The sequence below is a fragment of the Terrimonas pollutisoli genome (assembly GCF_029360765.1).
GTDB lineage: Bacteria > Bacteroidota > Bacteroidia > Chitinophagales > Chitinophagaceae > Terrimonas_B > Terrimonas_B pollutisoli.
Genome location: NZ_JARKNA010000021.1, coordinates 41,451 through 53,201 on the forward strand (window position 1 = coordinate 41,451; position 11,751 = coordinate 53,201).

Here is an 11,751-nt window from a genome sequence, read left to right on the forward strand (position 1 = left end):
TTTGAGGCCCTCGGAGAGCCCAGACACGAATAAGAGAGCCCACGCCGTAGCGTGGGCATTCACCTTATCATCTCGTGTCTTGTGAAATTTCCGAGGTTTCAAAGCGAGACTCAAAGCGAATGCTTCAAATAATTTTTGAAGAAACGCAAAGCTATATAACTAAATATAACCTTGAGGTAAATATAGGATATTTTATGTCGTTACGCTACACCGTAATAGAAAATTTTTAAAAAACTTGTTCTTTTCCGAATGGTAAAAAATGAAGAACAAGTATATGTGAAGTATAGATATGCACTCGCCTTAAGGAAACTGTTGGACAAAAACAAAAGGCAGAAATTAAGGAATGATAAGCTGGGGATAAAGGATAAAGATTTAGATCATAGTTATTCCGCTATTTCGAGTTCTACTGGTTTAAGGCCGGCTACATTGTCAAGTATTCTGACAGGTACATCGGAAATAAAGGCTTATACTTTGTTTCTAATTTTAAATTCTCTTGGTGTTTCATTTGCCCACTTTGGTCGTGTGTTTGACGCCCTTACCGAAGCAGAAGTAATAAAATATAAGAATGAAATAGAGAAAGAAAAAGGCCAAAGAGAAAAGCGGCTATAGTTGCGGTTGAGACAAAGTTTCAAGTAGTCGTGGAAACACGATTGTTTTATTATTCAATACGCTTGAAATTTGATCCAAATTCCCTTGTATGAAATATTTATTTTTAATTGCATTCATCTCCGTTGCAACAATAGCTTATTCTCAAAAAACGATCAAGCTTGAAGATGTAGGTAAACATGTGGGAGATAGCGTAAAGGTATGTGGTAAGGTATATGGTATCCGGTACTTTGAGCAATCTAAAAACAGCCCCACACTTATTAATATTGGCGGAGCTTACCCGAATCAGCTGCTGACGGTGGTGATATGGGGTGATGTGAGAAATAAGCTTGAAAAGACACCGGAAGAGTTGTTTAGGGATAAGGATGTATGTGTGACGGGGAAGATTGAATTGTATAAGGGGAAGGAGCAGGTAGTGGTGAAGGAAGGTGAACAGATTAAAGAAGAATAAATGCTGATACTTATTTGTTTTTTTAAAAACAAGTTCTATTTTAGAAACTTCATAGGATAAGGTTTAATGGTTAATGGTTTTTGATTAGGGCCCCCGATTTTAGCGAGTCGGGGTTCTTTATTCATCAAAGGTTAAAAACTTGCAACCATGAAGTATTTCATTTCTTTCTTATTGCTGCCCCGGTGCTGTGTCGATATCCTGCTGCGGTGGTTGTGTCCGTTTAAAAAAGAACGCCCCGGCACGTGCCACCACGTGCCGGAATCTTAAACTAAACTTTAGGTAGCTTTGGGCAATGGTGTTCTCATATAAATTTTTTCAACCGGTGTTAATAAAATATGCCGGCATTTTGGCCAGAATTTTGGAACTAGAATGGCTGTACTGTATTTTGTGCATCTAAAAACGGCGTCATGACTCAAACCCTTATCCAAGACCAGATCAGAACCATTCAAAAGGCAACTGAAAATGCTGCCAAATCTAAAGAAGCTGCGCTACAATTTCTTAAAGAGGCCGGCATCGTTAAACGTGAACCGACTTCTGCGGTAAATCGTGACGACAAAAAGAAAAAGTAGGATTGCCTCATCATCATCCCTTCAGTATTATTGGTTTCCATAGTTGTGATAGAGAAGTAGGGCTACGTGTATTAAACGGAGATGACGAACTCAGGCCGAGTCAAATACCTGGGACTGGCTGGGAGAGGGAATTTATTTCTGGGAACATAATCCTATCAGGGCTTTTGAATACGCCCGGGAAAGTGCGGAAAGAAAACAATTCAATAAAATTCCAATCGTTACTCCGTTTGTGCTTGGCGCTCATATTGAATTGTGCAATTGCTTAAACCTGGTAGAAAACCAATCTTTAAAAATATTACAGGAGGCGTATGCCGGTCTTGAAAAATTAATGTGGGAGGCCGGGCAAGGCATGCCGGTCAACAAAGGCAATAATAAAGCACTTGATTGCGCCGTCATTCAATATATCCATCAATCTAATAAAAAGGAAGGAAAACACCGGTATGATACGGTGCGGTGCGCTTTCCAGGAAGGATCGGCAGCTTATCCCGGCGCAACGGTTTCCACGAGATTGCATATACAAGTTTGCGTGATCAACCCCGATTGCATCCGCGGCTATTTTTTACCAAGGCCACTTGAAAAATTTAATCCGCACCTGAAGAAGTGGCCGAAGTAAAGCTTATTGTAATGCATTTATTAATAAAGTACTGATCGCAGGTGGTAAGTTGCCTGTAAAAAATATGAAAGACCATATTTGCAGAGCTATTAATTTTTCATAATTACCGATTCTCCCATGCTGGCTTAGTTTATCAGCCAAGTAAAAGGGGAATGTACCAATACAGTAAAGCATAACCCGGACAGCCAAAGAAATATTTCTTTGGCTTATTGAATGGGGAAAGATTGCCACAGCTTCATTTTTCTCCGGGTAACGGCGATAACAAGAGCCAGCGTAAAAAAAATACCGGCTGCAGTGCTTATCCTTCTTTTAAAGACGGGTATGTTTTGAAATTTATCCGGCCAAAAAAGCCCCCTTCTCTTTCCTCCTGTGAAGTAATTACAAAGTCTTCTCTATAGTTGGAAAAACTAAATTTCTTCAACTGCTCTTTATGCTGTTTGATTTTTTTCAGTGACGCAGTGATCAATTTTGTGAAAGGCTTTTTCATATAAATATTTTTGCTTGTGACACAGGTTTCAATTACTGTGCCATCCAAAACCAGCAAATCGAAGAGTGGATTAATTATTCCGCCTTCCCGCTTACGACAAACTAAACTTTCACATAAATTTTTTTCCTGTCCATCCAATAACAGATAGCCCACATGAAGATAATGACGCAAATGGCATAGAGCAGAGAGCCTAATCTTGGATCACCCGGTATATTGACCAATACTTTTTGGTAGAGCCAGTTCCATGGACTTGTATATAGCGGTTCTCCCTTCGTGTTGAATCCATTGGGGATACGGATTAACGCCAAACCCTTGGGCAGAAAAGCACTCAGGGCAAAAACAAATAATGCATTCTTTCCAAACACATCGAAGAAACGGGAAAGACCACCCCTGATATTTTTTATTTCAATCATATAAATCATCGTGGCAATGGTGATCGTAGCCAGGCCGGAGGTATAGATAGTGTAGGAGCTTGTCCATATTTTTTTATTGATGGGGAAAACCATATCCCAGCAAAAGCCTGTAACCATCATAGCTATTCCGGCGACAAATAAACCTGTTATCATTTGGTAGGGGCCGTTTTGACTGGAGCCGACAGCCTGTGGTGTTTGCTGCTTTCCTTTCTTTTGGATATAGTCGCCTACCAGGTAACCCAGTATCACTTCTACAATTGCGGGCAGGGTGCTTACCAGGCCTTCGGGATCAAAGGGAACGCCTTCTCCTTTATATAGATGGGCTATGCCCAACACATCTTTATCAATAACGGTTCCAAACCAACCTTTCAGGCTATAGGGGTCGATTGGATTGCCAACATAACAAAGCAGCCAATACAGCAGCAGGATTACCAAGCCGACATAAAACGCCTTTTTTAGTTTGAGGTAATAAATAATGACCGAGGCAAAAAAATAACATAGTGCTATTCGTTGCAGTACACCCAATATTCTCACTCCTTTTGACGGGTCTTCTTTGTTCACCCAATTGATAAAGGAGAGCTGATCGCCCTGCCACCTGAAGAAGGGCCACCAGTTTAAAAAGAGGCCAATCAGAAAAATGATAACTGTTCGGTTTACTACTTTTTTCCAGAACACAGCATCACCCGCTGCTTCCAGTCTTGGCATCACAAAGGCCATGGCATTACCCACCGCAAAAAGAAAAAAGGGAAAAACGAGATCGGTTGGCGTTAATCCATGCCAGGGAGCATGTTTTAGCGGCGGGTAAATATGTCCCCAGGAGCCGGGATTGTTGACCAGGATCATGAGGCAGACGGTGGCTCCGCGAAAAACATCTAATGAGTAAAAACGTTGGTTCAAAGCAGTGACACTTTAAGCTTTAAATGTAAGATTTTCAACTATATACTTATTAATCAAATTGATCCTGCTCTTAGCCGCACCTGATAAGTTCCCGAAAAACGTAACGGGTAATTGGCTAATGACAAGTAATTTATTAATAATCAAAAACGATGAACTGTGTGGGTAACTGATTGCCCGGTTACATTGCCAAAGGCTTCACAATCTGCTAATTTTATTCTTTTGCCAGTCCCATTTAGCCACCTATATTTGCAGCCGAAATACAATAGCCACTAAGCAAAAACCGTTACAGTGGCCATTCTTTTTAGCCGGTCACAAAAAATAAGCTGTGACTGAGATGGCGAAGCCATCCGAATTACCCGCAATGTCCCGTAAATGGTTAGCCATATACAGCCGTCCCCGCTGGGAAAAAAAAGTCACCCAATTGCTCACTGAAAAAGGACTGGAAAGCTACTGTCCTTTAAATAAGGTAAGACGTAAATGGAGTGACCGGGTAAAGCTGGTGGAAGAACCGCTTTTCAAATCCTATGTATTTGTAAAAGTGAATGATGAAGACAGGACTGAAGTGAGAATGACGCCGGGTGTCATCAATTTCGTGTACTGGAACGGGAAGCCTGCGGTGGTAAAGGAAAAAGAGATCAATGCGATCAAGAGTTTTTTGAACGAGTACGAGAATGTGGAAGTGAAGCCGATGACGGTAGAGTTGAAGCAACGGGTGAAAATTACTGCTGGTCCGTTGATGGACCAGGAAGGGGAAGTGATCGGTATCAACCGCAAGTCTGTGAAGGTGGCCATTGACAGCCTCGGGTATCTGCTGGTAGCTTATATTGACCGAACTAAATTAACTTCGACAGACCCCGATTGAACAAATCTTATTTTTGCGGGCTTCTACTAAAATATCATCCATGAAATTTGTCCGGCTTCTTGTATTACTTGTGTTATCTTTTTACTTAATTTCCTGCGGCACACAGCGTAGAATCCCCAATTACCTGCAACATGTAAATGACAGTACCGGTAAAGGTGAGGTGAAAATTCCTGAGCTGAAAATTCAGAAAAACGACCTTTTATCTATCCAGGTATATAGTGCTAGTACCAAGCCTGAAATTTCCGATGCGCCTTATAATCTGCCTTCATCAAGTTCATCCTCGGGTGGCCAGGGGAGCAGCGGTTCGGGATCGGGTACCGGAGGTTTTTTGGTGGATGTGAATGGTAATATTGAGTATCCTCAATTAGGCGTAATCCAGGTGGAAGGTTTGACCAAACTTCAGCTGGCAGATACTATTAAACGAAAGATCAACGAAAAGGATTCGGTGCTGACAAACCCATCTGTCATTATTCGTTTTATGAATTTAAAGGTAACCGTGCTGGGTGAGGTAAATAGGCAGGGACCCGTTAGCGTACCGGGAGAAAGGGTGACATTATTGGATGCGATAGGGCTGGCGGGCGGTACTACTGATTTTGGAATGAAAAATACTGTCAAAGTGATGCGGGAAACAGATGGAAAGCGGGAAGTTGGATTGGTCGATCTTTCATCCAGGGATCTGTTCGAATCCCCTTATTATAATTTACAACAAAATGATGTAGTGGTGGTAGATCCTACAAAAAGAAAAGCGAAGAAAGCCGAACAAGATGTCGTGATGCGGCAGGTCAGCTTTGGCTTAAGCCTTATTACGGCGATTGCTTTGCTCTATAATATTTTTAACTAATGGCTATTTCCGAAAACTCATCGCAAGTAATAATCGAGGAACAGGTTACCAACAACGGCAAATCAGAATTGTCAAATTTAAGTGTAAGGGACCTGTTCTATAAATATATTCGTTTCCTGCCTGTATTTCTTTTATCAGTAGCCCTTGCTTTGTTGATAGCTTTTGTTTACCTGCGTTATGCGACGCGTATTTATAGTGCAGCCGGTAGCCTGCAAATAAAAAGTGAAGTCTCAGGAGGCGGGCGTTCGTCCGACAAGGTGGAAGATATCCTGATGGGAAATAACCGGACGGAAAATATTCAAAGCGAAATTGAAATTCTGAAGTCCCGGCCATTGATGGCCAGGGTGGTCAAAAAACTCGATTTGCAATTTAGTTACACGGCGATCGGAAGAATAAAAGATGAAAATGTTTATAAGAGAGCTCCTTTTACGATCAAAGCTTTTGAAATAAATGATTCTTCCCGGTCATTCAGCATGAATATAAAGTTCAACGATGAAAACAGGTTCTATGTTAATCATGAATCAACTGAGATAGGTTTTGGCCAGGTATTTAAAAATAAATATGGCGTATTTGCCCTAGAAAAGAAAGGCGGTGCCGTCACCGGTACGGAATATGAAATCGGGTGGAGACCTATCGAGGCAGTTGCTACGAGCCTCGCTGCTGCTGTAAACGTGACGCCAAAAGTGAGCGGGACCGGGCTTATTATTAGCATGGAAACTACTAATGCGCAAATGGCGGCTGATATAGTCAACAATTTAATGGTTCAATATGACTCCCTGACGATTGAACAGAATAATTTTTCCACCGACCAGATGATTGGTTTTATTGACGTGAGGCTGGATAAATTGAAAGGTGAATTAGACAGTTTACAGGGTATTTTACTAGACTATCGCCAGAAAAATAAGCTGATCAATGTGGAAACGCAGTCGACCAATTCCTTTCAAACTATCATGGAGGCTGACAAGCTGATCAATGAGCAACAAATGCGGCTTTCGGTGGCAGGCATGATCGATGATTACCTGAGAGATAAACAAAATCAATACAGCAAAATAGTTGTTCCATCTTCGCTGGGCCTGGAAGATGTGACGTTGAATGAACTGGTGAGTGGCTATAACAAAGCACAATTGGCACGAAAATCATTATTGGAATCCAATATACCGCCGGATAATCCCGCCGTTAAAGAATCAGAGGCCCTGATCGAGCAGCAACGGGAGAGTGTGCTGGAAAACCTGCAAAATATCAAGTCTTCTTTTAGCAATGCTATTTCCAGGTTGAAAGGACAGACCCAATCCGAAGAAAGTGAATTAGAGACCCTGCCTTATAAGATGAAAGAGTATGTGGACCTGGAACGGCAGGTTACTACCAAACTCGCCCTCTATAGCCTGCTGGAAGGAAAGAGAGAAGAAGCTGCCATTTCCAGGGCAGCCACTATCTCTAATTCAAAGATCGTTGATAAAGCCACGGCGTCATCTAACCCTGTAAAGCCTAATGACCGAACCATTCAAATCATGGCCATACTTATCGGTTTAGCCCTGCCGGCGCTGATTATTTTTATAGGTGAATTGTTAAACGATAAAGTGACTACCCGCTTTGATATCGAGAAAATTACGCAGGTACCTATCATGGGCGAGGTGGGGCATTCCTATTCGGAAAATGCCCTTGTGGTAAACAAAACCAGCCGGCGAATGGTAGCCGAGCAATTCCGGATCATCCGGTCCAACCTGCAATATGTTTTGACAAAAACTGAAAAACCGATTATTCTTGTTACATCCTCCTTTAGTGGAGAGGGGAAGTCTTTTGTAAGTACAAATATGGGGGCCGTAATGGCGTTGACAGGCAAGAAAACCGTGATCCTGGAATTTGATATTCGTAAACCGAAAGTGCTGGCCGGACTAAACATGGGAAAACATCCAGGAATAACAAATTACCTGGTAGGAAAGGCCGATCTGAAAAATTTGATTTTGCCCATTCCCGGGCATGAAAACCTGTATGTGTTACCATGCGGGCCCATACCTCCGAACCCTGCCGAGTTGTTGCTTGACAGTAAAGTGTCGGATTTGTTTGCGTGGCTAAAACAGAATTTTGATGTGACCATTATAGACACAGCTCCGGTCGGTATGGTTAGCGATGCCCAAACGCTGGGTAAATATGCCGACTGTACTCTTTACCTAGTGCGGCAGGGTTATACCTTTAAAAAACAGATTGCGCTGATCGACGACCTATACCAGGACAGAAAACTTCCTCACGTTTCTATCGTCGTGAATGATGTGAAATTGAAAGCCGGCTACGGATATTATGGCTATGGCCGCTATGGTTATGGTTATGGTTATGGTAACAACGGATATTACGAAGAAGAGCAACCCGCAAAAAGCTGGTCGGATAGGTTAAGTGTCAAAAAATGGTTTCGGAAAAAAGCTGAGAGGTAAAGGTTAAGGTTGAGGTAAGGATTTAGAAGAGTTGTGGTTTAATGGGGTTGAGATTTTTATTTTATTTATTACTGAATTGATATGCGAATTTTAGTTACCGGGGGGGCTGGTTTTATTGGTTCCAATCTTGTTGAAAAGCTATTGAGCGATGAAAGAGTCAGTTTTGTACGGGTGCTGGATAATTTAGCAACCGGTTCGTTGAAAAATATTTCTTCATTTTCTTCGAATCCCAAATTTGAGTTTATAGAAGGTGATATCCGGAGTTATGAAACCTGCCTGCAGGTTTGCGAAGGGATCAATCTCATTTCACACCAGGCGGCTTTAGGCTCTGTTCCGCGTTCGATTGCCGATCCGCTGACAAGCCATGAAGTCAATATCACCGGTACGCTGAACATTTTTACGGCTGCAAAAGAAAAGAAAGTAAGGCGGGTGGTGTATGCCGCCAGTTCGTCCACTTATGGTGATCATCCCGACCTGCCTAAAATGGAAGATAGGATAGGTAACCCCCTCTCTCCTTATGCCGTTACCAAATATGTAAATGAATTGTATGCCCGGGTGTACGGCAATTTATATGGAGTTGAGTTTATAGGTCTGCGTTATTTCAACATCTTTGGTCCGAGGCAGAATCCGAATGGTCCCTATGCTGCGGTTATCCCCCTGTTTGCAGAAGCCTTACTGGATAACAAGGCTCCTACAATCAATGGCGATGGAAGCCATAGCCGTGATTTCACTTATGTTGACAATGCAGTGCAGGCAAATATTCTTTCGCTTTTCACGGATAATTCAAAAGCAGTAAACCAGGTTTATAATATTGCCTGTGGTCATCAAACATCATTGTTGGAGTTGTTCAACTCTTTAAAGCGTGAAGCAGGTAGCGGTTTACAACCAATTCATGGGCCTAATCGTACCGGCGATGTGAAGCACAGCCTTGCAGATATTTCAAAGGCATCCACCTTGTTAAACTATCACCCGCTGGTGGATGTAGAGGAGGGATTGAAGAAAACATTTAACTGGTATAAGAAGGAAAGGAAACCGGTTAATTAGGCAACCATTCTTTTTTTACCGCAGAAGCATATAGCTTATAAAATTCAACTATGCCTAAAACAATTATCATAACCGGCGGTGCGGGGTTTATTGGTTCGCATGTTGTTCGCCGTTTTGTTACAAAATACCCGGATTATAAAATCATTAATCTTGATGCGTTAACGTATGCAGGCAACCTGGAGAACCTCAGGGATATTGAAAGTGAACCCAACTATTTTTTTGAGAAAGCCAACATACTCAATGTTGATGAACTGGAGCGGATTTTTGTTCTTCATCAGCCTGATGGTATAATACATTTGGCCGCTGAATCACATGTAGACCGGTCCATACTTTCGCCTCTTGATTTTGTGTACACCAATGTAATAGGAACGGTGAACCTGCTGAATACAGCGAAGCATTTCTGGAAAGATAATTACGAAGGAAAAAGATTTTATCATGTATCAACCGATGAGGTGTATGGAGCCTTAGGCGATACCGGGTATTTTACTGAAGAAACCAACTACGATCCTCATTCTCCTTATAGCGCCTCCAAAGCATCCAGTGATCATTTTGTAAGGGCTTATGGTGACACCTATGGGTTGCCCACCGTGATCAGCAATTGTTCCAACAATTATGGGCCCAATCACTTTCCTGAAAAGCTGATTCCCCTCTTTATTAATAATATCATTACCAAAAAACCTTTACCTGTTTATGGTGATGGTTTATATACGAGGGACTGGTTGTTTGTAAAAGATCATGCGGCAGCTATTGACCTCGTGTTTCATAACGGGAAAAATCATGATACTTACAACATCGGGGGATTTAATGAATGGAAGAATATTGACCTCGTGAAACTGTTGTGCAAACTGATGGATGAAAAACTCGGCAATCCGGCCAGCACCAGTGAGCAACTGATCACTTATGTAAAGGATCGCCCCGGGCATGACAGGCGATATGCCATCGATGCCACAAAAATCAACAAAGAATTAGGCTGGCAACCTTCGGTAACCTTCGAAGAAGGGTTGGCGCAAACTATTGACTGGTATTTTGAAAATAAAGAGTGGTTGAAGCATGTAACGAGTGGGGAATACCAGGGTTATTATGAGAAGCAGTATGCGGAGAGAGGTTGAGGTTAAGATTAAGGTTAAGATTGAGTTGGAGGGAGGAGGTTTGAGAATGAGGTTGAGGACTAGAGAAAGGTTGAGAATGGAGTTAAGAAGAAAGAATTTAGGTTTAAGAAAAGGAATATAAATGGCTTATAATGATTTTGCTGAGATGCCTGTTTGGCAATTGGGGGATCAAATTGTTGCTGAAATTTATAAATTAACGGAAGCCCTTCCTAAAAGAGAGGACTATGCTCTCTGTTCGCAATTACGTGACGCTGCAGTAAGTATTACCGGAAATATCGCTGAAGGTTTCGGCAGAGGACATGTAAAGGATAAGATCAATTTTTATTATTATTCAAGAGGCAGTGCACATGAAGTCCGAAGTCACTTGTTCAGCGGAAAAACGGCAGGATATTTTAATCTTGAACAAATTCATCCCATTCAATTAAAATGCCTGCAGGTAATTGAAGGATTAAACAAAATTATTAAAGGTCTTTCAAGCCCTTAATCTTAAACTCATCCTTAACCTTTTTCTTAACTCATGAAAGGAATTATTCTCGCCGGCGGAAGCGGCACAAGGTTATATCCCATTACCAAAGCTATCAGTAAGCAACTGATGCCCATTTACGATAAGCCGATGATCTATTACCCGCTTTCCACTTTAATGATGGCAGGCATAAAAGAAATATTGATCATTACTACGCCAGAAGACAATGCATCCTTTAAACGTTTGTTGGGCGATGGCAGCCAGGTAGGTTGCCGCTTTGAATATGCCATACAGGAAATACCCAATGGCCTGGCACAGGCTTTTGTGATTGGTGCTGATTTTATTGGCACTGATAAAGTGGCGCTGGTATTAGGTGACAATATTTTTTACGGCGCCGGCCTTGGTCGTCAGTTGAAAACGCTAAATGATATTGACGGTGGTTATGTATTTGCTTACCAGGTGAGTGATCCTGAACGGTATGGTGTTGTGGAGTTTGATGCTGAAATGAAAGCCATCAGTATTGAAGAAAAACCTGCAAAGCCGAAATCAAATTATGCGGTGCCGGGTTTATATTTTTATGATAACGAAGTGGTGAAAATTGCTAAAGAACTGAAACCATCTCCGCGGGGTGAATATGAAATTACGGATGTCAACAAAGAATACTTGCAACAGGGTAAATTAAAAGTGGCTGTACTGGATCGCGGCACAGCATGGTTAGATACCGGCACTTTCGATTCTTTAAGCGACGCCAGTGAATTTGTAAGAGTGATCGAAAAAAGACAAGGCACCAAGATTGGCTGCATAGAGGAAGTGGCTTATCGAAATAAGTTTATTAATAAAGAGCAAACCCTGGCCATAGCGGATACCCTGAACAAAAGTGGCTATGGTGTGTACTTAAAAAAAATTGTACAGTAAGGCGATATAATTTTAATCCTGATTTGTTTTATTCGCGGGGTCAAACATCTAATAA

13 protein-coding genes are annotated in these 11,751 nt (G+C 41.8%); 11 read left to right on the top strand and 2 right to left on the bottom strand.

From position 1 onward, the window contains the following. Positions 1 to 249: 249 nt before the first annotated feature. The 4 genes from P2W73_RS23005 (at position 250) to P2W73_RS23020 (ending at position 2,239) form a co-directional block, all read left to right on the top strand. A complete protein-coding gene (locus P2W73_RS23005; protein ID WP_276504448.1) occupies positions 250 to 609 on the top strand; it encodes a hypothetical protein in 360 nt (119 codons plus the stop codon). An 88-nt stretch (positions 610 to 697) separates the two neighbouring features. Beyond that, on the top strand, positions 698 to 1,057 hold the full coding sequence (locus tag P2W73_RS23010; RefSeq protein WP_276504449.1) for a hypothetical protein: 360 nt from the start codon (positions 698 to 700) through the stop codon (positions 1,055 to 1,057). A gap of 407 nt (positions 1,058 to 1,464) precedes the next feature. After that, positions 1,465 to 1,626 (top strand): hypothetical protein, encoded by a 162-nt coding sequence (locus P2W73_RS23015; protein ID WP_276504450.1) that lies wholly within the window; start codon positions 1,465 to 1,467, stop codon positions 1,624 to 1,626. A gap of 229 nt (positions 1,627 to 1,855) precedes the next feature. Next, entirely contained in the window at positions 1,856 to 2,239 is a 384-nt protein-coding gene (locus P2W73_RS23020; RefSeq protein ID WP_276504451.1) for a hypothetical protein, read from the top strand. 298 nt (positions 2,240 to 2,537) lie between these two features. Here P2W73_RS23020 and P2W73_RS23025 read toward each other — a convergent pair whose 3' ends face one another. Both P2W73_RS23025 and P2W73_RS23030 read right to left on the bottom strand, forming a co-directional pair. Then, complete coding sequence (locus tag P2W73_RS23025) at positions 2,538 to 2,726, bottom strand: hypothetical protein (protein WP_276504452.1); 189 nt, start codon at positions 2,724 to 2,726, stop codon at positions 2,538 to 2,540. A gap of 101 nt (positions 2,727 to 2,827) precedes the next feature. Beyond that, entirely contained in the window at positions 2,828 to 4,036 is a 1,209-nt protein-coding gene (locus P2W73_RS23030) for an acyltransferase family protein (RefSeq protein WP_276504453.1), read from the bottom strand. A 334-nt stretch (positions 4,037 to 4,370) separates the two neighbouring features. Here P2W73_RS23030 and P2W73_RS23035 point away from each other — a divergent pair, with 334 nt between their 5' ends. The 7 genes from P2W73_RS23035 (at position 4,371) to rfbA (ending at position 11,696) form a co-directional block, all read left to right on the top strand. After that, positions 4,371 to 4,898, top strand: coding sequence for a UpxY family transcription antiterminator (locus tag P2W73_RS23035; RefSeq protein WP_276504454.1), 528 nt, complete (start codon positions 4,371 to 4,373; stop codon positions 4,896 to 4,898). A gap of 40 nt (positions 4,899 to 4,938) precedes the next feature. After that, positions 4,939 to 5,739, top strand: a complete 801-nt coding sequence (locus P2W73_RS23040) for a polysaccharide biosynthesis/export family protein (RefSeq protein WP_276504455.1) — start codon at positions 4,939 to 4,941, stop codon at positions 5,737 to 5,739. Further along, on the top strand, positions 5,739 to 8,165 hold the full coding sequence (locus tag P2W73_RS23045; RefSeq protein ID WP_276504456.1) for a GumC family protein: 2,427 nt from the start codon (positions 5,739 to 5,741) through the stop codon (positions 8,163 to 8,165). Before P2W73_RS23040 ends, P2W73_RS23045 begins: the two co-directional genes overlap by 1 nt. A gap of 81 nt (positions 8,166 to 8,246) precedes the next feature. Continuing rightward, positions 8,247 to 9,209, top strand: coding sequence for an SDR family oxidoreductase (locus P2W73_RS23050; RefSeq protein ID WP_276504457.1), 963 nt, complete (start codon positions 8,247 to 8,249; stop codon positions 9,207 to 9,209). Positions 9,210 to 9,259: 50 nt separating this feature from the next. Next, positions 9,260 to 10,318, top strand: a complete 1,059-nt coding sequence (gene rfbB, locus P2W73_RS23055) for a dTDP-glucose 4,6-dehydratase (protein ID WP_276504458.1) — start codon at positions 9,260 to 9,262, stop codon at positions 10,316 to 10,318. A 121-nt stretch (positions 10,319 to 10,439) separates the two neighbouring features. Continuing rightward, positions 10,440 to 10,802 (top strand): four helix bundle protein, encoded by a 363-nt coding sequence (locus tag P2W73_RS23060; RefSeq protein ID WP_276504459.1) that lies wholly within the window; start codon positions 10,440 to 10,442, stop codon positions 10,800 to 10,802. Positions 10,803 to 10,835: 33 nt separating this feature from the next. Next, complete coding sequence (gene rfbA, locus P2W73_RS23065; protein WP_276504460.1) at positions 10,836 to 11,696, top strand: glucose-1-phosphate thymidylyltransferase RfbA; 861 nt, start codon at positions 10,836 to 10,838, stop codon at positions 11,694 to 11,696. The last annotated feature ends 55 nt before the right edge of the window (positions 11,697 to 11,751 follow it).